The organism is Sulfurimonas sp. HSL3-1, from assembly GCF_039645995.1.
GTDB lineage: Bacteria > Campylobacterota > Campylobacteria > Campylobacterales > Sulfurimonadaceae > Thiomicrolovo > Thiomicrolovo diazotrophicus.
The window spans coordinates 1918453-1939918 of the sequence record NZ_CP147920.1 but is presented as its reverse complement, the minus strand read 5'-3'; the positions used below and the strand labels follow the sequence as shown (position 1 = coordinate 1939918).

General features: G+C 56.4%; 18 protein-coding genes. 15 read left to right on the top strand and 3 right to left on the bottom strand.

Going from position 1 to position 21466, the window contains the following annotated elements:
- Positions 1 to 180: 180 nt before the first annotated feature.
- Both WCY31_RS09990 and pstS read right to left on the bottom strand, forming a co-directional pair.
- Positions 181 to 1383 (bottom strand): hypothetical protein, encoded by a 1203-nt coding sequence (locus WCY31_RS09990; RefSeq protein WP_345972264.1) that lies wholly within the window; start codon positions 1381 to 1383, stop codon positions 181 to 183.
- Between the two features lie 281 nt (positions 1384 to 1664).
- Complete coding sequence (gene pstS / locus WCY31_RS09985; RefSeq protein WP_345973779.1) at positions 1665 to 2669, bottom strand: phosphate ABC transporter substrate-binding protein PstS; 1005 nt, start codon at positions 2667 to 2669, stop codon at positions 1665 to 1667.
- A gap of 223 nt (positions 2670 to 2892) precedes the next feature.
- Here pstS and WCY31_RS09980 point away from each other — a divergent pair, with 223 nt between their 5' ends.
- The 6 genes from WCY31_RS09980 (at position 2893) to pstB (ending at position 8287) form a co-directional block, all read left to right on the top strand.
- Positions 2893 to 3561, top strand: coding sequence for a phosphate signaling complex PhoU family protein (locus WCY31_RS09980; RefSeq protein WP_345972263.1), 669 nt, complete (start codon positions 2893 to 2895; stop codon positions 3559 to 3561).
- A 19-nt stretch (positions 3562 to 3580) separates the two neighbouring features.
- Positions 3581 to 4255 carry a response regulator transcription factor gene (locus tag WCY31_RS09975; RefSeq protein WP_345972262.1) on the top strand — a complete coding sequence of 225 codons (675 nt, stop codon included), beginning with the start codon at positions 3581 to 3583 and terminating at the stop codon, positions 4253 to 4255.
- The gene (locus tag WCY31_RS09970; protein ID WP_345972261.1) at positions 4249 to 5685 is read left to right on the top strand and encodes a sensor histidine kinase; all 1437 of its coding nucleotides are present in this window, start codon (positions 4249 to 4251) and stop codon (positions 5683 to 5685) included. The genes WCY31_RS09975 and WCY31_RS09970 overlap by 7 nt, the downstream gene beginning before the upstream one ends.
- Positions 5686 to 5798: 113 nt before the next feature.
- Entirely contained in the window at positions 5799 to 6659 is an 861-nt protein-coding gene (gene pstC / locus WCY31_RS09965) for a phosphate ABC transporter permease subunit PstC (RefSeq protein ID WP_345972260.1), read from the top strand.
- A complete protein-coding gene (gene pstA, locus WCY31_RS09960) occupies positions 6656 to 7498 on the top strand; it encodes a phosphate ABC transporter permease PstA (protein WP_345969681.1) in 843 nt (280 codons plus the stop codon). Before pstC ends, pstA begins: the two co-directional genes overlap by 4 nt.
- A 3-nt stretch (positions 7499 to 7501) precedes the next feature.
- Positions 7502 to 8287: a phosphate ABC transporter ATP-binding protein PstB gene (gene pstB / locus WCY31_RS09955; RefSeq protein WP_231018934.1), complete on the top strand. Its 786-nt coding sequence runs from the start codon at positions 7502 to 7504 to the stop codon at positions 8285 to 8287.
- A 232-nt stretch (positions 8288 to 8519) separates the two neighbouring features.
- Here the strand turns inward: pstB and WCY31_RS09950 are convergent, their stop codons facing one another.
- Positions 8520 to 9194 carry a response regulator transcription factor gene (locus WCY31_RS09950; protein WP_345969680.1) on the bottom strand — a complete coding sequence of 225 codons (675 nt, stop codon included), beginning with the start codon at positions 9192 to 9194 and terminating at the stop codon, positions 8520 to 8522.
- A 179-nt stretch (positions 9195 to 9373) separates the two neighbouring features.
- Between WCY31_RS09950 and WCY31_RS09945 the strand changes: the two genes are divergently transcribed.
- The 9 genes from WCY31_RS09945 (at position 9374) to hemN (ending at position 21416) form a co-directional block, all read left to right on the top strand.
- Positions 9374 to 11845, top strand: a complete 2472-nt coding sequence (locus tag WCY31_RS09945; RefSeq protein ID WP_345972259.1) for a hypothetical protein — start codon at positions 9374 to 9376, stop codon at positions 11843 to 11845.
- 142 nt (positions 11846 to 11987) lie between these two features.
- Complete coding sequence (locus WCY31_RS09940; RefSeq protein ID WP_345969678.1) at positions 11988 to 12752, top strand: DUF3450 family protein; 765 nt, start codon at positions 11988 to 11990, stop codon at positions 12750 to 12752.
- Positions 12752 to 14065, top strand: coding sequence for a MotA/TolQ/ExbB proton channel family protein (locus WCY31_RS09935; RefSeq protein WP_345972258.1), 1314 nt, complete (start codon positions 12752 to 12754; stop codon positions 14063 to 14065). The genes WCY31_RS09940 and WCY31_RS09935 overlap by 1 nt, the downstream gene beginning before the upstream one ends.
- Positions 14065 to 14679, top strand: coding sequence for a MotA/TolQ/ExbB proton channel family protein (locus tag WCY31_RS09930; RefSeq protein WP_345972257.1), 615 nt, complete (start codon positions 14065 to 14067; stop codon positions 14677 to 14679). The genes WCY31_RS09935 and WCY31_RS09930 overlap by 1 nt, the downstream gene beginning before the upstream one ends.
- Positions 14680 to 15084 (top strand): ExbD/TolR family protein, encoded by a 405-nt coding sequence (locus WCY31_RS09925; RefSeq protein WP_231018928.1) that lies wholly within the window; start codon positions 14680 to 14682, stop codon positions 15082 to 15084.
- A gap of 1 nt (position 15085) precedes the next feature.
- Positions 15086 to 15724: a TonB family protein gene (locus WCY31_RS09920; protein WP_345969675.1), complete on the top strand. Its 639-nt coding sequence runs from the start codon at positions 15086 to 15088 to the stop codon at positions 15722 to 15724.
- A 12-nt stretch (positions 15725 to 15736) separates the two neighbouring features.
- Positions 15737 to 16888, top strand: a complete 1152-nt coding sequence (locus WCY31_RS09915) for a hypothetical protein (RefSeq protein ID WP_345972256.1) — start codon at positions 15737 to 15739, stop codon at positions 16886 to 16888.
- Complete coding sequence (locus WCY31_RS09910) at positions 16885 to 19977, top strand: carboxypeptidase-like regulatory domain-containing protein (RefSeq protein WP_345972255.1); 3093 nt, start codon at positions 16885 to 16887, stop codon at positions 19975 to 19977. The genes WCY31_RS09915 and WCY31_RS09910 overlap by 4 nt, the downstream gene beginning before the upstream one ends.
- A 71-nt stretch (positions 19978 to 20048) precedes the next feature.
- On the top strand, positions 20049 to 21416 hold the full coding sequence (gene hemN, locus WCY31_RS09905; protein ID WP_345972254.1) for an oxygen-independent coproporphyrinogen III oxidase: 1368 nt from the start codon (positions 20049 to 20051) through the stop codon (positions 21414 to 21416).
- The last annotated feature ends 50 nt before the right edge of the window (positions 21417 to 21466 follow it).

Genomic DNA, 21466 nt, shown 5'->3' with positions numbered 1-21466 from the left:
AAAAATGTTGTCAATGTTGCGTCTTCTGTTTTGATGGCGATGGAGTGTGAGATAGAGCTTCAGGAAAAGAGGGGAGATGGCCGCTGCGTGAGCCGTTCGTAGAGCTCAAAAGCGTTCCGGAGTCGTTCTGTCTTCAGGGGAGATGTTATCGGGCGTGCAGAGCCCGCCCGATGCCGGGATTTACCAGCTGACTTCCGCCGTCAGCATAGCAGCGGTGAAGTCCTGGGTATAGCTGCCGGCATAGTTTTTCTTGTCGTTGGCAACATAGGTCTCGCCGGTCAGGAGCCATTTGAGGTTTTTGTTCTGTCTCCATGCCGCACCGTAGATGTAGTTCTCGGTGTTCAGGTCCGGATTGTTGTCCATCTTTGCCGTCCAGTTGTCGTAACGGGCCAGCACTTCGAACTCGTAGGCGTCGCCGAAGCGGTACGTTCCGTTTACAGAGAAGCCTGAACCGCTCTTCTTATAGGTCGTGTCATTGTTGTTCTCCGCGATAACGTACTGCGCGGAGAGCAGGAGTGAGGGCATATTGTAGACGGTGTGGAAGCCGTAGAACGCATAGGTTTGCGCCGTCCCGTTCATTTCGTTGCCGTCGTTGAGCATATTGTACTGGCCGAAGAATGAAAGATCCAGATAGGTGTTCTTGGTCGCCTTGCGTTTGACATCGCCGTCTCCGAGCGCGGCAGCCGTCAGGCGCCATTCAATGGAGTTCCCCGTACCGATCTTGTCGTTGTTGCCCTGTGTCCCGTGGTAGCCTTCACCGTTGAACAGACCGATTTCAGAAGTGAAATAGGGCAGTTTTGTCTTGAAGTTGATCCCGGCATCCGCAGAGTTGGTCAGGTCGGCTGCCTGTGCCGATTCCACCATGGTTTTGGAGATAGAGCGATACCACCAGCCGTTGTGCTCTTCGTAGTCGATCCAGGGGCGGTGCGCCATACCGAATTCGACACCCGTATAAGGCAGGATGTTGTTGAGGTAGATGTAGGCGTACTTGACGTACATGTTTGCATAACCGCCGGTCGAGCTGTTGGTCGCGTCATAGGTTGTGTCAAGGGTAACGCGGAGGTAGCTTTTCGGATCGTCGAAGAAGAAGGCTTTGACCTGGATGTAGTTCCGTCTGAATTCGAAGTTCCCCGTTTGCAGCTCTTCGAGGTTGTCCTCGGGAAGGGCTTTTTTGTCTTCATAGGTGTAGCCGAGATAGTGCAGGCCGCTGAACTCGAGCTTGGATGATTTGGCAAAAACCGGTGTGTCCGTTTCCAGTGCCGTTCTGTCCTCGGCCGGTTCGGTAAAGACCTGGCCCTTGCCGTCAACATAGAATTGGGTTGCGTTCGCAGCCGCGGTGCCCAGCAGGAGTGCGATAATCGTCGTGAAAACGATCTGTTTCATTTTTCGGTTCCTCTTAAATAAGTTGCGGGAATTGTAAAGCAGGTAGGTTACATAAAGATTACAATGCTGTGTCCTAGTGTAACCAAAGCGCGACTGTCGTGTAACCGGATGCGGTTGTGCAGCAATGAACCGTATCGGGTTCAGTATAGCACACGGTGCTTTCGGGCAGAAACGATTGAAGTGGTGTTTTTAAAGGAGTGAAGCGGCCCGCAGGGAGCGCTTTGTAAGGAGAATCGGCGGCACGAAGCCGCCGCAAAAAAAGAGAGGGGGGAATCCCCTGGTTATTTGATGTTGGCTGTCCAGTAGTCGCGGATCATCTGCTTTGTGCTTTCGGGCAGCGGGATGTATCCGAGCTTTTTCGCACTTTCGTCACCCTTTTTGAAGGCATAGTCGAAGAAAGCGGTCACTTTCTTGTCCATGGCCGGTTTCTCTTTCGGCAGGAGAATGAAAGTCGCCGCGACAATCGGGTAGGAAGTGTCGCCGGGCTGGAGAGCGAGCAGGGCGTAGAAGTTGTCTTCTTTTGTCCAGCTGGCGTACTGTGCCGCCGCCTTGAAGTTCTCTTCACGCGCCGTAACCCACTTGCCGTTCGCCGTCTGCAGCGTTGCCGCGGCGAGGTGGTTCTTCTCTTTGTAGGCGCTTTCGATGTAGCCGATCGTGTACGGGGTCTGTTTCAGGAGGTTGGAGACACCTTCGTTTCCTTTACCGCCCATACCGACAGCCCAGTCGATCGCCTTGCCGGCACCGTAGTTGTTCGCCCAGTTCTCAGAGCTCTTTGTCAGGTAGTAGGTGAAGTTGTACGTCGTGCCCGAACCGTCAGAGCGGTGGACGACGATGATCTTCTGGTTCGGGAGTTCCAGCCCTTTATTCTCTGCTGCGATGGCAGGATCGTTCCACATCGTGATCTTGCCGGCGAAGATGTCGGCGACAATGCTGTTGGAGAGTTTGAGCTGCTCGTCGGCGATCCCCGGGAGGTTGTAGGCAACGACGATGGCGCCGATGACGGCCGGGAACTGGAGCAGTTTCGCTTTGTTCAGCTCCTTGGTCTTGAGGGGTTTGTCGGAAGCACCAAAGTCGACGATACGGTTCGTAATCTGCTTGATCCCGCCGCCGGAACCGATGGACTGGTAGTTGACGCGGCTGTGGGTCTCTTTGCCGTAGTTGAAAGCCCAGTCATAATAGAGCGGGGCAGGGAATGAGGCGCCGGCGCCGCTGATCTTGTCGGCGGCAGCGGCGGAGGTCAGTGCAAGCGATGCAAGCGTGAGGGCAGTTGCAATGCGTTTGAGCATAAACGATCCTTCGTGTTGTGATGTCGGCATTGTAAAATCGTATGGTTACAAAATGATTACGCTTCAGGGGGGACGGCGGCGGGGATTGTAACCTTTATGTTACCAAGCGTTCGTATAATCGCGCCGTCATTTATAAATATATTGCATAGCTGCTGCCCCGCAGCGGTGATACCGCCGCGGGTCGGAGTTGTGATACACTATCTGAAAGAAAGTAAGGATAAGCATGCTTCCACGCTACGAAACAAAGTTGCGCGAGATTCAGGGGATGATTGCCGAGATCATTCAAAAAGAGGTCACGGCGAACCGTATGGCCCTTGAGGCGTATACGGCCAAGAGTGCAGAAGGCTTCGAAGCGGCGACAGACACATTGAAGATGATCGAAAACGACGGCAATACCGTCGATAACGAGATCGTCAAGACCTTTGCGCTGTTCGGTCCGGAAGCCCAGGAGCTGCGGGGGCTGGTCGCCTACCTCAAGATGACGAACGAGCTGGTGCGCATCGCGGAAGGAACGAAAAAGTATGCCCGCCGCATCCGTGAGCTTCTGCAGAGCGACTGCGATCTCGAGCCGTTTGACAACGCGATCGTCCAGCTGCACAAGAGCGTCGTCAACGCCCTGGCCTGTATTCACACCTGCGTGTCGGATATCGCGAACTGCGATGTCGAAGAGACCTACCGCAAGGTCATGGTCGAAGAGAGCAAGAACGATGACCTCTTCGCGATCCTGGAAAAAGATATCATGTCAATGATCATTTCCGAACACGAGCTCTCCGCCGAATATGTGCGTATGCTCGGAACGCTGCGCAAGTTGGAACGGGTATGTGATCGTGCCGTGAACGTCGCCAACCTGCTGATGTTCGAACAAAAAGGCGGAAAACTTCAGAGCTATTGACAAGGGAGTGGGAAACGCAATGCATACGACGATAGTCATCGTTGAAGATGAAGAGGATCTGCTCGAACTCATCGAGTACAACCTGGAAAAAGAGGGCTTCGAGACGATCGGTTTCGTGAACACGAAGAACGTCCGCCGCGTCCTCGACGAGGAGTCCGTCGATCTGATGATCATGGACCGGAACCTTCCCGGGGCGGAGGGGAGCGAGTTTATCGCTTCACTGCGCAAGGAGGGGGTCCAGATCCCCGTCATCTACCTCAGCGCCAAGAACAAAGAGAGCGAGATCGAAGAGGGGTTCCTGCGCGGCGGGGACGACTACATGACGAAGCCTTTTAATATGAAAGAGCTTTTGCTGCGCATCAACGCGATCCTCCGCCGGACCAAGGGCACACCCTCCGAGGGAGTGGTCGCCTATCGGGATATCCTGCTCAACCTCGCTTCGCGGGAGGTGACCATAGAGGGGACGCCCATCGCGCTGACCAAACTCGAATTCGATCTGCTGCATACGCTCATCTCAAACCAGAACGTCGTGCTCGACCGGGATTACCTCCTCGAGCATGTCTGGGGAGGCGATGAGGTGTACCAGGACCGCACCGTCAATGTCGCCATCAACCGCCTCAAAGAGAAGATCGACCCTGACAAAAGCAAAGAGTACATCAAAACGGTACGCGGAGTAGGGTACACACTTTGCTGAAGATCCACCACTCCTTTATCCTCCAGTTTCTCGGCATCTTCACGCTGATGGGAATTATCGCCTCCTTTGTGGGTTACTTCACCCTCAAAGAGTCCGTTATCAGCGATTACGAGGTACGTCTCAAGCAGGAGATCGGACTGATCGAGTCGACCCTGCAGTACGTCACGGATATGGACCGCTATATTGCGGAGACGGCGCCGCAGATCGGCAAGCGTATTACCGTGATCGCCTCCGACGGCACCGTGGCGGCGGAGAGCGATGCGAACCGCGAGGAGATGGAAAACCATGCCAACCGCGAAGAGGTGATGGCGGCGGCCAAGGGCGAGTACGGCCAGGCCGTCCGTTTCTCCCATACGATCGGGATCGACTTTCTCTATGTGGCGAAGCGCGTCGTCTGGCAGGGCAGCCCCTATACGCTCCGCCTTGCGGTCAGTCTTCAGAAGGTACTGGACGACTTCTATACGCTGCTCTTCCGGCTCGCAACCGTGTTGGGACTGCTGCTGCTCGTCGTGGTCTACCTCGCGATACGGATGAGCCGCAAGATCCGCTACGACATCGCCCAGCTCTCCGCCTATCTCGAAGAGATCAGCGACAAGAACTACAAGGCGGTGGTGAAACCCCGCTACTTCACCGAGTTCCTGCAGATATCGCTGCTGCTCAAAAACCTTGTCAAAAAACTGGCCAAGCGCGAGCGTCAGAAGCGCAAGTACACGGCACGCCTCCGCCTGATCAACAAGCAGCGCAACGATATCCTCTCCGCCATCAGCCATGAATTCAAAAACCCGATCGCCTCGATCGTCGGGTATGCGGAGACCCTCTATGACGACCCGGAAATAGACGGCAGGATCCGCCAGCGCTTCTTGCAGAAGATCACGGCAAACGCCCAGAAGATCTCGACGATGCTTGACCGCCTGTCGCTCTCCGTCAAACTCGAGAACAACGACCTTGCCCCTTCATACAGCCGGTTTGACCTCTGCGAACTGGCAACGGAGTGCGCGAACAACATTACGAAAAAGTACACAGACCGCACGCTGGAAGTCTCCTGTGCATCCACCTTCGTCGAAGCGGACCGTACGATGATCGACCTGGTCGTTACCAATCTGCTTGACAATGCCATGAAGTACTCCGAATCGGCCGTACATCTTGAGATCCATGAAGGGATGCTCTGGGTACACGACCGCGGGATCGGGATCGCCGCAAAGGAGATCGAGCGTATTAGCAGCAAGTTCTACCGCGTCGAAAAGAATACCTGGGACAATTCGATGGGGCTCGGGCTCTCCATCGTCAGCTATATCCTTGCACTGCACGGCACGAAGCTTCAGATCAGTAGTGTGGAGGGAGAGGGTTCCTCTTTTGGTTTCGGCATCACTCCCCTGCTGCAGAAGCCGTCGGATACCGCACTCTCGGCAGAGGAATCCGAGGAGGGGTGACGGCCTTTTAGCCGGCCTTTTTACCCCTGTCGTAATTATTCTGTAACATTTGTAACTTACCATTGCGCCCACTATATTAAGGGCCTACAAACCCGATGAAGAGAGAAGAAAGTTTGACACTTCTGATTGACAAACTGTTTGCAAACGCGACCCGCATTATTGCCGTGGCCATACTGCTGCTCGTCGCCTGGATCTTTACGGTGCTTTTCCAGCACTCGATGGAAGCGTTCGCCGCCTTCGGCTTCGATTTTGTCCTGCAGGACAAATGGGCACCGAACCTGGAGAAGTTCGGCGGGTTCGCCGCGATCGCCGGTTCGGTGATCTCGACCTTCCTGGCGATGCTTTTTGCCGTGCCGGTCGCCATCGGGGTGGCGATCTTCCTGAGCGAAATCGCTCCGGCCAAACTGAAATCCCCCGTCGGTGTCTCCATCGAGCTGCTGGCGGCGATCCCCTCGGTCATCTACGGGATGTGGGGGCTTTTCTATTTCGTACCGATTATCCGCGATATTTTCGGTGGTCTTGGCATCGGGATGCTGACGGCGGGGATCATTCTTGCGATCATGATCCTGCCGTTCATGGCGGCGGTGACCCGCGACGCGATGAACACGACGCCGGACATCCTCAAAGAGTCCGCTTACGCGCTCGGCGCGACGAAGTGGGACGTCATCAAGGACGTCGTCATCCCCTACGCGAAAGCGGGGATCATCGGATCGCTGATCCTGGCCCTCGGGCGCGCTGTCGGCGAGACGATGGCCGTCACCTTCGTCATGGGGAACGTGCACAAGATCTCCCTCGACATCACCGCGCCCGCGACGTCGATTCCTGTCACCCTGGCCAATGAATTTACCGAAGCGGATACGGATCTTTACTTCTCAAGCCTCTTCGGATTGGCGCTGATCCTGATGGTGATGAGCTTCGTCATCATCGCGATGGCCAAGTTCTACTTTTTGCGCCGTACAAGGAAGGTAAAATGACCGCGATTCAAAAACGGCTGCTTATCAATAAAATCGTGCTGGGGCTTTCAAGCCTTTCGGCCCTCGTGGGCATAGGATTTCTCTTCTGGATCCTCTACGTCCTCGTCGCCAACGGCATCGAAGCGATCAACTGGAACATCTTCATCTTCGAAGGGGCACCTCCGGGCTACGAGGAGAGCGGGCTGCGGCAGGCGCTGATCGGCCAGCTCATCCTTGTCGGCGTCGCGACCTTCGTCGGGGTACCTCTGGGGATCCTGGCCGGGACCTACCTCAGCGAGTACGGCCAGAAGTCGAAGCTCGCCGAGATCATCCGCGATATCTCCGACATTATGATGAGTGCGCCGAGCATCGTTATCGGCTCCTTTGTCTACGCCATTGTCGTCCTGCCGATGGGGCACTTCAGCGGATGGGCCGGCGTTATCGCGCTGGCGATCATTATGATCCCGATCATCCTGCGCACTACCGACGACATGCTCCAGCTTGTCCCCTCGACCCTGCGCGAAGCGGCCTTTGCGTTGGGCGCCCCGAAATACAAGGTGATCATGCAGGTCGTCTACCGCGGCGCGAAGGCGGGGGTGCTGACCGGCGTCCTGCTGGGGATCGCCCGCGTGGGGGGAGAGACGGCGCCGCTGCTCTTCACCTCGTTCAACGACAACTTCCTCAACTACGACCTCAATGAACCGATGGCGTCGTTGACGGTGACAATGTTCAACTACGCAACCAGTCCCTACGAGGACTGGCAGCGGATGGGATGGGCCGCGGCGTTCATCCTCTCGATGTTTATTCTCGGCCTCAACATTCTGGGCCGTCTGATCCTACTCAAGAAAAAAGGGAGATAGCCTATGGCGACCGTTATCGACATTCCGTCCGAGAAGGCGATCGAAGTCAACAATTTCAGTTTCACCTATGCCGGTGCCACGTCACCGAACCTTAAAAACATCTCTATGCCGATCGCGAAAAATTCGGTCACGGCGCTGATCGGACCTTCCGGATGCGGGAAGACGACCCTGCTGCGCTCCTTTAACCGGATGCACGACCTCTACCCGGGGAACGCGTATGACGGCAAGATTATGTTCGAAGGGCGCAATATCGTCGAGAGCAAGGAGGACCTGATTAACCTCCGCATCAAGATCGGAATGATCTTCCAGAAGCCGACGGCGTTCCCGATGAGCATCTTCGACAACATCGCCTACGGCATGCGCCTGCAGGGACTGAAAAACAAAACGGAACTTGCCGACCGTGTCGAGAAAGCGCTGCGCGACGCCGCGATCTGGGACGAGGTGAAAGACCGTCTCAAACATGACGCGAACGGGCTCTCCGGCGGCCAGCAGCAGCGTCTCTGTATCGCCCGAGCCATCGCCGTGGAGCCGGATGTCCTGCTCTTTGACGAACCGACCTCGGCCCTGGACCCCATCTCCACCCAGGGGATCGAAAAGCTGGTGATGGAGCTGCGCGACCGCGTGACGATCATCATCGTGACGCACAACATGCAGCAGGCCGCGCGCGTCAGCGACTATACGGGCTTTATGTATCTTGGGGAGCTGATCGAGCTGAACAAGACTGACGAGATGTTCGTCACCCCGGCGGAAAAACTGACCCAGGAGTATATCAGCGGCAAGTTCGGCTGATCACCTTTTTCTTGACGGTATACGGGCTAAGCCCGAATTACCTACGCTAACGCTGTGTTTGTCCTCACGGCGTTGCGAAATTCCGCTGCGCTGCATCCTCAGTAGAGAGCTCACACCCCGCGGGTACTTCTTCCAGGGCGCGCGCAGTTGAACCGCGCTACCTTTCGTTTCACTTCTTGTCTAAAAATATTTTTTGATTTTTTTGTCGTTGTTTCCGGTGCGGGCGCACCGATTAGCGGATCATGTAGCCGATGCCGCGGACGGTTTTGATGTAGTCTTTGCTCTTGTCCGGGTCGATCTTCTCTTTGAGGCGGTTGATGGCGACGTTGACCGTGCGCCCCTGGTAGCTGTCGCTTTTCCCCCAGACGCTTTTGAGCAGGTAGTCGCGCCGCAGCACGGTGGTGCGGTTCTCGATGAAGGTACGCAGCAGGTTGAACTCCAGTTTGGTCAGTTCGACGGATAACCCGCTGATAAAGGCTTCGCGCGAATGCAGGTGCAGCTCGATGTCGCGGTAGGTGACGACCTGCTCCTCCTCTTCGCCGCGGGTACGCCGCAGCACGGCTTTGATCCGCAGGATCAGCTCGTCGATTTCAAAAGGCTTGGTGATATAGTCGTCACCGCCCCGCAGGAATCCCTCCTGGACCTGGGCATTGCTGTCCTTGGCCGAGAGAAAGATGACCGGGGTTTTCAGCCCCTGGTAGCGGAGCATCGCGATATATTCGCTCCCCTCGACATCGGGAAGGTTACGGTCCATGATGATCAGGTCGACCGGTTCCTCGGTCAGCACCTGCTTCACGTTTTTCGTATTGGTGAAACCGACAACGTCGAAGCCCTCTTTGCCCAGCCTGTACTCCAGGAGCTCAAGAAGATCCGTATCATCCTCGACGACGGCGATAGTAGCTTTCATACCAGATACCTTATAGATAGTGTTTTATGGCAGAACAGTATAGAAAGCATGTTACGTTTTGGTTACTCAAAAATTACGACCAAATCATTTCTTTGTAATCTTACTGTTTCACTACTGTGCAACGTTAGTAACACAAGCGTCCTACACTTGCGGCAACTTTTCAACTTTGGAGTAAGTGTATGGCGAATTTTTATAGAACTTCGACAATTGCCCTGAGCGCAGCAGCCGCTGCAGTACTTTCTTTTACAGGCTGTGGTGGCGGCGGCGGTGGCGGCGGCGGTACGACTGCCGTCTGTGACGCTTCTGTCATCGACGTGGTCCTTCCGGCTGTCATCGATGCCGATATGACCCTGGACAGCACAAAAGTCTACGGTTTGGAAGGCAAGGTTAACGTTACGAACAACGCTGTTCTGACGATTCCTGCCGGTACAACGGTAGCGGGTTGTGCTCCGGCTTCCTTTATGGTCGTCGAGCCGGGTTCCCAGCTGGATGCTGTCGGTACGGAAGCGGCTCCGATTACGTTTACTTCCCAGAAATATGTTCAGGGACTCTCCAGCCAGAACGCTGCGGGTGAATGGGGCGGTCTTATCCTCGCCGGTAACGCTTACACGCATTACGGTGTCGCACACTACGAAGCGGACGAAACGGTTGCTTTCGGTTGTGACGACGTCACGGTTCCTTGTAACAATACGCAGTCTTCCGGTCACCTCGAGTATGTCCGTGTCGTCCACACGGGTTACGAAGTCGAGAAGGACAAAGAGCTCAACGGTCTCTCCCTCGCCGGTGTCGGTTCGGGTACGATCCTGAAAAACATTGCGATCATCGGCGGTCTGGATGACGGTCTGGAGATCTGGGGTGGTACGGTCAATATCGACGGTCTCTATGTCTACAACGCCAACGACGACTCTGTCGACACCGACCTCGGTTACCGCGGTACGATCCAGAACGTCCTCGTTCAGCAGGTCAATGTCGACAGCACGAACGACCACGACTCTGCGGGTATGGAGTTCGGTAACGATAACAACACGATCGTAACGGACGACAGCAACGCGACACAGCCGAACATCATCAACTATACGGCGTACATCAAAGGCGGCGGTTTCTACAACAAGTACGACGCCGGTTTCAAATGGAACAACGTCAAGTTCATCAGCGACAAGACGGCGGACGAAGCGCAGGTTCACTTCCGTGGCCAGGACGCTTACACGACAGGTGCAAAACACATCGACGGTCCGGTCTGTTTCAAAGACACGGCGCTGACACTGGATGACAACAGCACGTATACAAACCTGAACTCCAAAGACGCGACGGCAGACACTGCCTACGCATACTTTGTGACGAACAAGCTTTATGCGGGCAGCGGCACGATCTATGTTGACGCGAACACGACGACAATGGATACGGTCTGTACGGGTGCCGATGAAGCGACAATCTGGAAAGGTTCTGAAGGCTCTCTGGATCCGCTGGAGACTCCGCCGGTCATCTATACGGCGCTCCCGAGCGAGATCACAAGCGACATGACCCTTGACAAAACGGTCAAATACGCGATCGACGGCAAGGTTAACGTCAAAGCGCCGGCAGTACTGACAATCCCGGCAGGTACGACACTGGCCGGCGTCACGCCGAACTCTTTCATGGTCGTCGAGGCGGGTGCGCAGATGATCGCTATCGGTACGCAGGCGGAGCCGATCGTCTTTACCTCCAAGAAGGATGTCGACGGCAACTCCCAGGATAACGCAGCGGGTGAATGGGGCGGTCTTGTCCTCGCCGGTAACGCTTACACACACTACGGTGTTGCACACTACGAAGCGGACGAAACAGTTGCCTTCGGTTGTGACGGCGGTGTAACGGTAGCTTGTGACAATACACAGTCTTCCGGTCACCTGGAGTATGTTGCTGTCAAGCACAGCGGTTACGAAGTCGAGAAAGACAAAGAGCTCAACGGTCTCTCCCTCGCCGGTGTCGGTTCGGGTACGATCCTGAAAAACATCGCGATCATCGGCGGTCTGGATGACGGTCTGGAGATCTGGGGCGGCCGCGTAAACATCGACGGTCTCTATGTCTACAACGCTCACGACGACTCTGTCGACACGGACCTCGGTTACCGCGGTACGATCCAGAACGTCCTGGTCAAGCAGGTCAACGTCGACAGCACGAACGATCACGACTCTGCGGGTATGGAGTTCGGTAACGACAACAACACGATCACGACGGATGATACGAATGCGACGCAGCCGGATATCATCAACTATACGGCGTACATCAAAGGCGGCGGTTTCTACAACAAGTACGATGCCGGCTTCAAATGGGACAACGTCAAGTTCGTCAGCGACAAGACAGTTGATACGGCAATGGTCTTCTTCCGCGGCGAGGATGCTTACCTGACAGGTGCAAAGCATATCTCCAGCGATGTCTGTTTCAAAGATACGAGCGTGGCGCTGACAGATACAACGACGTACTCTGACACAAACTCCAAGGATGCGACGGCGAATACGGCATACGCCTACTTTGTCACAAACGTCGGTACGACAGGTCTTGCAGCGATTGACGCAGCCTATCTCAATGTCGATGACAATACAACATGCCTCGGTGTGACCGAAGCTAACGTCTGGAAAGGTAAAGCCGGCACCAACGATCCGCTGGAACAGTAACCTTTACTCTCCCCCCGACCGGGGTTTCCCCGGTCTCTCCCCCCTTCTACACTCAAAAATGTTTCCGTTATGTAATCTTCCGGTGACGGTAGCGTAACACAAAACCTGTACCCTTCGCCTATCTTTTTTATGTGGGGTATGTATGGTACCGAATACGATAAAACTCTGGCTGGCCGGTTCGCTGATCGCAGCGACAACACTCGCAGCAAGTACCGAAGAAAACATGGCGGCATCGCTGATGAAGCTGCGCGCCGAAGTCGAACAACTGAACACGCAGATTCAGGAAGAAAAAGATGACACGAAAGCGACAATGCGTTCGCTCGTCATCGAAAAGAACGAACTCGATGCGACGATCGGACGCGAGAACCTGAAGATCAAGCAGATCGAGCAGGAGATCGCCAAGGTCCGTCAGCAGATCGCCGCGGCGAGCAAGAACAGCGAGGGGATCAAGCCCGTCGTCGTTGCCGCCATCGCCGAACTTAAAACGCAGATCGCTTCCGAACTTCCTTTTAAAACGGCGGAGCGCCTTGACGATGTCGCGCGTATCGAATCACAGATGAACGAAGGCCTGATCACGCCGCAGAAGGCGCTGGCGCAGGTCTGGAACAGTTACGCGGACGAAGTGCGCATGACCAAGGAGAACGGCCTTTTCAAACAGACGATCAAGCTCGACGGCGAAGACCGCCTGGCGGAGATCGCACGTCTGGGCACCGTCATGATGTACTTCATGACGCCGGACGATCGTGTCGGCTACGTGGCCAAAGACGCCAACGGCTGGTACTACAAAGAGTCCGTGAACAAGGCGGAACAAGAGCAGATCATCGCGCTGTTTGACGCGATGCACAAACAGATCCGCACCGGCTACTTTACCCTGCCGAATGCCATTGCGACGACGGAGGTGAAATAATGAAACGTATTGTCCTTATCCTGATGATGGCGGTCCTCTCCCTCTCTGCCGCGACAGAAACAGAACTGCAGCGCGCCTATGCCAAAGAGATTGCGTTCCTGAAAGCCCAGAAAGAGATGCTGCAGCAGCGTCTTTCCCAGGTGAAAAAAGAGGATGCGGCACGCGTCTCTTCTGCGAAAAAAGAGATCGCGTCGCTGCAGAATGACGTTCTGGTCAAGACCCAGACATCCGACCGCCTCGGCGAACAGCTTTTCCGCTCACAGCAGAATGCGGAGAACATCAGCGACGATACGGCGCTGCTTGAATCCGTCGCCCTGCAGGGGCAATCCTCCCTCGCACCGTACGGCATCAAGCTTGCCATCGACAAGAACGATTACCCGGCGACACTGAACCAGCTCTTTGCGGAGACGCTGAAGCTCGGCCGTAACCTCTCGTCTGTCAACGTCACCGAGGGGAGCTTCTACCTCAAAGACGGTACGGAGCAGAAAGGCAAACTCGTCAAGGTCGGTAACATCGCGACCTACGGCGTTGCCGAAGGCGCGTCCGGTGTACTGGTCCCGGCGGGCGGCGACAAGCTGAAACTGTGGGACGCACCGGCGTCCGCGGCGACGGCGACGGCCCTGGCTGCAGGACAGATGCCCGCATCACTGGAGATCTTCGTCTATGAAAACGTCTCCAAAGAGGTTGAGGACAAGGCGGACAAGGGCGTTATGGACGTCATTGAATCCGGCGGTATCATCGGCTGGGTTATCGTCGTGATGGGTCTGTTCGCACTCCTGCTTGTCGTCCTGCGCGGCTTCTTCCTCAGCGGTGCCGCGTCCAAAACGCTGCCGGTAGCGAAAGAGACGCTGGTCGAGCTGCAGTCCAAGGGCGTCGAAGCGACCCTGAACTTCCTGAAAAGCCGCAAAGGGGCGGCGGCCCGCGTCATGAAGGCGACGGTGCGCAACCTCGACCGCGACCGTGAACATGTCGAGGACATCGTTGCCGAGGCGATCATGCACGAGAGCGAACGTCTCGACCGTTACGGCTCGGCCATCATGGTCGTCGCCGCCGTCGCGCCGCTGCTGGGTCTGCTGGGCACCGTGACCGGTATGATTGCAACCTTCGACATCATCACCGAATTCGGTACGGGCGATCCGAAACTGCTCTCCGGCGGGATCTCGATCGCGCTGGTCACAACGGAACTGGGTCTGATCGTGGCGATCCCGCTGCTGCTGCTGGGCAACATGCTCAACGGCTGGGCGGAGCGCATCAAAGACGGCATGGAGCAGTCCGCGCTGCACCTGATCAACGAGTATAACAAGCAGAAATAATGCAACCGGCACTCCATAACCTTTTCGATCAGTTTTTGGTCTACATGCAGAGCGGCGGCTTTGTCATGTGGCCGCTGTTCGTGCTGGTCATCGTTTTGTGGTACGCGCTGGGCTACCGCTTCCACGCCATCAAGCGCGGGTCGCAAAAGAGCGTGCGGGTTTTGATCCGCAAGTTCGACTCCGGGAAGCGTGAAATCCCCCGGGGGCTCATCGACGGCGCGATCGTCGATGCCCTGAAGATCGTCAACGAGGGGTACCGCGGCACGATCGGGCGCGAGCTGATCGAGGATGCGTTCTTTTCCTACTATCAGGAGCTCAAAAAGTATCGCAAAACCGTCAATACCATCGTCATGGTCTCGCCGCTGATCGGTCTGCTGGGAACGGTAGCCGGGATGATCGAGACCTTCGATTCGCTCGGGAGCATGACGCTCTACAGCCAGGGCGGCGGGATCGCCGGGGGGATCTCCCAGGCGCTGTTCACGACGCAGCTGGGGCTCGTCGTCGCCGTACCGGGTCTGGTCGTCGGCCGTCTGATCGACCGCCGCTCGAAGATCATGGAACTCGAACTGGAACAGATCAAAGATATCGTCTGTTCGGAAGAAGAAGGAAAGTAAATGCGTTTTAGACAGAAAAAAGAGCTGGATCAGGCCGTCGACATTTCGCCGCTGATCGACATGGTATTTATTCTGCTGATCTTTTTCATGGTCAGTACGACCTTTGTCAAAGACATGAAGCTCGACCTTGAACGTCCGGGAGCCTCTTCGGCGACGCGGGCATCGAGCAAGGTGATCAAGGTCTACCTCGACAACCAGGCCCAGGCTTACATCGATAACCAGCCCATCAAGGTCTGGGCGCTGCAGAGCAAACTGCGCGACATGCTGCGCACCTCGACGGAGAAGTCCGTCCTGGTCGTGACCGATGACACGATCGCGGTGGAGAAACTGATCGAAGTCGTCGACCAGTGTCGCCTCTCCGGCGCGAAGGATGTCGCGGTCGCCACGAACAAAGAGGTCGGATAAGGTGCGCAACGCTTCCCCGCTGAAAAAACACGCGCTGGCCCTCCTGTGGAGCGTCTTCGGCCTCTTTTTCGTCTTTATCGTCGTGATCGAGATGAACAACGAGGGGTGGACGGAGCCGCCGAAGAAGAAGATGGCTTCGGCGCAGTTCGATATGCAGCAGGTGGCCAAGCCCAAACCGAAGCCCAAGCCCAAACCGAAGCCGAAGCCGAAAAAGGTGAAGCCGAAGCGCAGCGCGCCGACGCCGAATCTCAGTTCGCAGCTCTCGGGCCTCGATACGGGCCTGGAAGCGTTCCAGGCCGATGATCTGCTCAGCGACGATGCGCTGCTGGGTGATGTCGGCAACGATATGGTCATGACCGACGATACGGTCGACCAGGCGCCGCAGCCCTCCCGCCGCACGCCGATCGAGTATCCGAAGAAGGCGCGCAAAATGGGCGTCACGGGGTATGTCCTGATGAACCTGCTGATCGACAAGCAGGGGCGTGTCGAAAAGGTCAGGGTGCTTGAGAGCGATCCGGCCGACACCTTCGACGACGTCGCGGTCGCGGCCGTCAAAACCTGGGAATTCAAGCCGGCGCAGTACCAGGGGCAGCCGGTCAAAGTATGGGCGAAGCAGAAGATCCGCTTCGACCTCAATTAAGGAGGAGAACCGATGAAACGTTTTTGGATTATAGCGGCATTGGTCGGGGCTCTCTCCGTCCAGCTGGCGGCGAAAACCGATGATGTCGACTATGTCGAACTGGGTGCAATGATGCTGCGCGACGGTCATGTCGAGCGTGCAAACGATGCGCTGAACATGGTCGATCTTAACGACACAGAGCTCGACCTGCCGCGCTATTACATGCTCAAGGGGCTGGTCGAGACGAAAAAGAGCTTCTACAAAGAGGCCAACGTCCACTTTTACAAGTCGATCGAACTGAACGAGGATACGAACGCGTCCAAGCCGCTCTACCTCTACATTGCCCAGAACAGCTTCAAGCTCAAGGAGTACAAAGGGTGTATCGCGGCGCTGGACAAGGTCCCCGACCTTATGGCGCAGAACCCGAAACTCTTCGGCCTCAAGGCGGAGTGTTTCTGGCGCGAAGGCGACAAGGATGCGGCACTGGCGGTCCTGCGGGATGTGAACAGTCGTTTCCCATCCTATTGGGACGCCTACAAGCAGCGTTTCTACTACCTCGTCTCCCTGGGGCTTTTCCAGGCGGCGCTTGATGATGCGCAGGTCTACCTGAAAAACGCGAAGGCGAACGAGACGATCCTGATCAACTTCATCAACGCCCTGCGCCAGAGCGGCCAGACGGAGAAGGCGATCGAACTGGGTGAAGAGGCGAACCTGCGCTACCCGAGCAGCGCCAAAGTGACGGTGATGCTGGCGCACCTCTACATCGACAAAGAGATGATCGGTGCCGCGGCGGAGCTCTTTAACGAGGCCTCCATCGAGGACGGGAAGTACACCAACGAGTCGGCCGAGATGTACCGCCGCGCCCGCGACTACGTGATGGCGCTGCTCAAGAACACGCAGATGCTCGACACGAAAGAGAAGTACAAGCAGCGCATCGCGATCTTCCTGGAGTACGGGGACTATGAGCGTATCATCGTCACCCGCAAGGCGATGGCGCGCAGCGGCCTGATGGAAGAGGAGGGCATGCGCTACGCATTGGCGTACGCCTACTACATGGAGGGAGAGTTCGAGCAGACGGAAGCGCTGCTCGAGACCCTCTCTCAGCCTGAGCTCTTCGCCAAGGCCGTCGAACTGCGCAAGAAGATGGAAAAATGCAAAAACAATATATGGGAGTGCCAGCAATGACGCGTATACTTTTTCTGGTTTCACTGCTGACAATGAGCCTCTTCGCCGCAGGCGGCGAACTGGCGCTCTATGTTCTGAAAGACGGCAAACCGCTGCCGACGCAGGAGGTCGTGATCATGAACCTTTCCGCGGCAGAAGCGGAAGCGGCCAAGCCTGAAACGATGACGTTCACGACGGATGCCCAGGGGTATCTGGGAACGATCCTCCCGGAGGGGAACTACCAGCTGCAGCTTCTGGCAACGGAGGACGGCGCGCCGCAGGCGTTCGTCAAGAAGAATTTTCTCATCGCCGCGGACAAACAGACCCAGATCATCCTGTCGCTGAAATCGGACAAAACGCTGCTCTTTGCGGATGTCGAAGCGCCGGAAGGGAATGTGACGCAGCGCGATGCGAAGCAGGACGTGGTCAAGGTCAACGGGACCGTGGCACTGACGCTGCTCTCCTCCGAAGATGAGAAACCGGTAGCGGGCGCCCGCGTTTTCGTGCCGGGGATCAAAATCAATGCCGTCTCCGATGCGCAGGGCCATGTCGTCATCGACCTGCCGGAGGGGAACCGGACACTCTCCATCATCCATACGAGCTACTCCTCCCAGAACGTCAAGGTGACGGTGCTGCCCAAAGAGATGGTCAGCCGCACGGTCGAGCTGAGTCCCGCGGCGATGGAGCTGGAAGAGTTTGTCGTCCTGGCGCCGCATATCGAAGGTTCGGTCGCCGCCGCGATCACCGAGGAGCGCAACAGCGACGCCGTCGGGAACGTCCTGGGCTCCGAACAGTTTTCCAAAAGCGGTGACAGCAGTGTCGCCGCGGCCCTGAAACGCGTCAGCGGTATCACGATCGTCGGCGGGAAATATGTCTATGTCCGCGGACTCGGGGACCGCTACTCGACGGTGATGCTCAATGATCTGCACGTGCCGTCGCCGGAACCGACGAAGCGGGTCGTCCCGCTTGATATCTTCCCGACCTCCGTCGTCGAGAGCATTACGATCCAGAAGTCCTATACCGGGGATCTGCCGGCCTCCTTCGGCGGGGGAACGGTCCTGATCAAGAGCAAAGAGATCCCGGCAGGCAACGAGGGGTATGCCTCTATCGCCGTCGAAGCGATCATGAACAGCAATACGGGCAGCAAAGCGACGACCAACGGCGACAACAGCGTTCCGCTCCCCTCCAGCGCGCTGAGCGGCGGAAACAACGTCGGCGGCTGGGCCGTGACACAGGATGTGCTGCACAGCCGTTCGCTGAACCGTGAATCGACGACACTGCCGCCTGGCGGCAAGCTGGAAGTTGCGGCCGGAAAGAGTTACGCCTTCAGCGACGACCTCTCCGTCGGTGCCTCCGGGACGGTCTATTACAAGAATACGTCGGATAACGACAAGACCGAGTACAACAAGTTCTTTTACGATATCAATACGGGTTCGATTTACCACGACAACCATACGACGGCCGATGTGACGACCTTCAAAGAGGAGCTGTCGGGAATGGTCAATCTCGGCGTAAACTACCTGGAGAACCAGAAGTTCAAGTACACCTTCTTTGCGACGATGCAGACCAGCGACAAGACGACGCTCTCCTCCGTCGACTACACCGGAAGCAGCGAAGACCGCGAGAAGACCTACTACGAATACGTCGAGACGGGGCTGACGATGCACCAGATCAGCGGCAGCAACGAACTGCGGTTCGGCAGCGGCACGGACGGGTACTTCGATAACCTCAAAATCGACTGGGCCTACGAGACGGCGGAAGCGTACCGTGATGAGCCGGGGACGGTGGAGTACAACTATCTGCACCAGACCTCGGGGCTCAACTGGGACCGCAAAAACTGGTACTACTACTTTATCCTCAACGATACGGTGGACAATGTCCGCGGCGACTTCACGCTGCCGTTCGAATTCAACGGAAACGAGAACTATACGAAGGCGGGGGTGTTTGTCTACTCGAAAGAGCGCGACTTCGACAGCCGCCGCTTCAAGATGCTCAGCTCCAACTTCAGCGATATGCCCGAAGATATGGACACGATCTACCAGAAGTACGCCAACGATCTGGATTTCTCCGCCTCCTACCGCCTGACGGACTCCTACCGGGCGACCCAGGACGTGACGGCGTTCTACCTGAAGCAGCTGCTTTCGGTCACGCATGACTTTGACATCGTCGCCTCGGTCCGCCAGGAGGACTCGTCGCAGCAGCTCTTTGACGCGGCGGCGAGCTACGCACCGCTGGAGACGTCCGACCTCTTCCCGAGCCTCGGCGCGACCTACCGGTTCGATAACGACGCGATGCAGCTGCGCTTTGCCTATGCCAAGAGCATCAGCCGCCCGGACTTCCGGGAGTTCAGTAACAGCCGCTACAAGGACCCGGTGACGGAGAACATCGTCTTCGGTAACCCGGGTCTCAACGCAACCTATATCGACCACTACGACCTCAAGTACGAGTGGTATATGGAAGCGGACGAGATGTTCTCGATGGCGCTCTTTGCGAAGATGTTCGACAACCCGATCGAAAAGGTTATCAAGCGCGATGACTCCCAGGACAACACCTTCCTGGAGACGTACATCAACGCCGACTCGGCGACGAGTTACGGCGTCGAGGTCGATCTGCGCAAACGTTTCGGTTTTGTCAGCGATTCGCTGAGCAACCTGCTTTTCGCAACGAACGTGGCGCTAATCCAGTCGGAGATCAAGCTTCCCAAAACCGATGCGACCGATCCGTTCTATAGTTACATCAATACGCTGACGTCCAAAAAACGTGCAATGCAGGGACAGTCGCCCTATGTCGTGAACCTGACCTTCGGATACGATAACGCGGATACGGGCGACAGCGCGCTCTTCCTGTTCAACCAGATCGGTGAGCGCATCGTCTCGCTGGGGACGGAAAAGAACAAAGATGTCTACGAGCAGCCTTTTGCGAAGCTCGATTTCGTCACCCAGTGGAAACTGAACAACTACTTCTTCAAAGACAGCGACTTGATCTATTCGGTCAAGTTCAAGGCGAAAAACCTGCTCGACAGCAAGCTGGAGTACAAACAGGGTGATCTTACAACCGCCTCTACGACGCCGGGGCAGGAGTTCAGCCTCCAGTTCAAGATCGCCTACTAAGGCCTGTTTTATCCCCCCGCAAGCCCCTTGCGGGCATAATAGCATCTTAATTTTCCTTGATGGGACAGAGCATGCTTGATTTCGCAAAATTCACCAAATATTCCAGACCGGGACCGCGCTACACGAGTTACCCGACAGCCCTGGAGTTCAGCACCGATTTCGCATATGACACCTACCTCGAAAAGCTGAAGGGGCAGGACAAGAAGCGTCCGCTCTCCCTCTATTTCCATCTGCCCTTCTGCCGCAACGCCTGCTACTTCTGCGGCTGCAACGTCGTCTTTACCTCCAAAGAGGATAAAAAGATCCGTTACATCGACTACCTGAAGCGGGAGATGGATATTCTCTCCCAGCACCTCGACACGTCGCGGGAGGTGATCCAGCTGCACTTCGGCGGGGGGACGCCGACCTTCTTCAGCGCCGAACAGCTCGATGAGATCATCACTGCCATCAAGAGCCACTTCCCCAATTTCGCCGCCGATGCAGAGGTGAGCTGCGAGATCGACCCGCGCCACATCGACGAGGCGCAGATGAAGGTGATGAGCGAGGCCGGATTCAACCGCGTCAGTTTCGGGATCCAGGATTTCAACGAGAAGGTGCAGGTCGCGGTGCACCGTGTCCAGCCCTACGACATCACGAAAAACGCGATGGACCTGGCGCGCAAATACAATATGGTCAGCGTCAACGTCGACCTTATTTACGGCCTGCCGCACCAGACGCTTGAAACGTTCATGGAGACGCTGAAGCTCGCCGTGACGTTGAACCCCGACCGTTTCGCCGTTTTCAACTACGCCCACGTGCCGTGGCTGAAAAAGACGATGCGCAAGATCGACGAGACGACCCTTCCCCAGCCGGACGAAAAGCTCTCCATCATGCAGCAGACGATCGATTTTATGGAGAATAACGGCTACCGTATGATCGGAATGGACCACTTCGCCAAGCCCGAGGACGAGCTCTTCAAGGCGATCGAGAAGGGGGAGCTGCACCGCAACTTCCAGGGTTATACGACCAAGGGCGGGGCGGACCTCGTCGGCGTCGGGCTCACCTCCATCGGCGAGGGCGTGGACTACTATGCGCAGAACTTCAAAGATATGCCCTCTTACGAAGCGGCGATCGACGCGGGGCGCCTGCCGTTCGAGCGCGGCGTCACCCACAGCGCCGATGACCTGATCCGCCAGCACGTCATCATGGAACTGATGAGCAACTTCAAGCTCGACATCAACCGTTTCGAGACGAAGTTCGGCGTGAAGTTCGACGAGTACTTCGCCGATGCCCTCGACGAGCTGCAGCCGATGGTCCACGAAGAGCTGCTCGAGATCGCGCCGGAGAAGATTGAGTGCTCCCCGACGGGCACGCTGCTCATCCGCAACATCGCGATGGCCTTCGACGCCTACATGAAAAAACATGCCGGCAACAAGAAGACTTTTTCGAAAACTGTCTGATTCGTATTAATGATCAAAAATATAAACGAATTGAAAAACATTCGCTAAAA

Excerpts from the sequence above, each read along its gene's own strand:
- WCY31_RS09925 (WP_231018928.1), top strand. The coding sequence starts at position 14,680 with ATGCGTTTTAGACAGAAAAAAGAGCTGGATCAGGCCGTCGACATTTCG.
- WCY31_RS09950 (WP_345969680.1), bottom strand. The coding sequence starts at position 9,194 with ATGAAAGCTACTATCGCCGTCGTCGAGGATGATACGGATCTTCTTGAG.
- pstB (WP_231018934.1), top strand. The coding sequence starts at position 7,502 with ATGGCGACCGTTATCGACATTCCGTCCGAGAAGGCGATCGAAGTCAAC.
- WCY31_RS09990 (WP_345972264.1), bottom strand. The coding sequence starts at position 1,383 with ATGAAACAGATCGTTTTCACGACGATTATCGCACTCCTGCTGGGCACC.
- WCY31_RS09935 (WP_345972258.1), top strand. The coding sequence starts at position 12,752 with ATGAAACGTATTGTCCTTATCCTGATGATGGCGGTCCTCTCCCTCTCT.
- hemN (WP_345972254.1), top strand. The coding sequence starts at position 20,049 with ATGCTTGATTTCGCAAAATTCACCAAATATTCCAGACCGGGACCGCGC.
- pstS (WP_345973779.1), bottom strand. The coding sequence starts at position 2,669 with ATGCTCAAACGCATTGCAACTGCCCTCACGCTTGCATCGCTTGCACTG.
- WCY31_RS09910 (WP_345972255.1), top strand. The coding sequence starts at position 16,885 with ATGACGCGTATACTTTTTCTGGTTTCACTGCTGACAATGAGCCTCTTC.
- WCY31_RS09930 (WP_345972257.1), top strand. The coding sequence starts at position 14,065 with ATGCAACCGGCACTCCATAACCTTTTCGATCAGTTTTTGGTCTACATG.
- WCY31_RS09940 (WP_345969678.1), top strand. The coding sequence starts at position 11,988 with ATGGTACCGAATACGATAAAACTCTGGCTGGCCGGTTCGCTGATCGCA.
- WCY31_RS09975 (WP_345972262.1), top strand. The coding sequence starts at position 3,581 with ATGCATACGACGATAGTCATCGTTGAAGATGAAGAGGATCTGCTCGAA.
- pstA (WP_345969681.1), top strand. The coding sequence starts at position 6,656 with ATGACCGCGATTCAAAAACGGCTGCTTATCAATAAAATCGTGCTGGGG.
- WCY31_RS09980 (WP_345972263.1), top strand. The coding sequence starts at position 2,893 with ATGCTTCCACGCTACGAAACAAAGTTGCGCGAGATTCAGGGGATGATT.
- WCY31_RS09915 (WP_345972256.1), top strand. The coding sequence starts at position 15,737 with ATGAAACGTTTTTGGATTATAGCGGCATTGGTCGGGGCTCTCTCCGTC.
- WCY31_RS09945 (WP_345972259.1), top strand. The coding sequence starts at position 9,374 with ATGGCGAATTTTTATAGAACTTCGACAATTGCCCTGAGCGCAGCAGCC.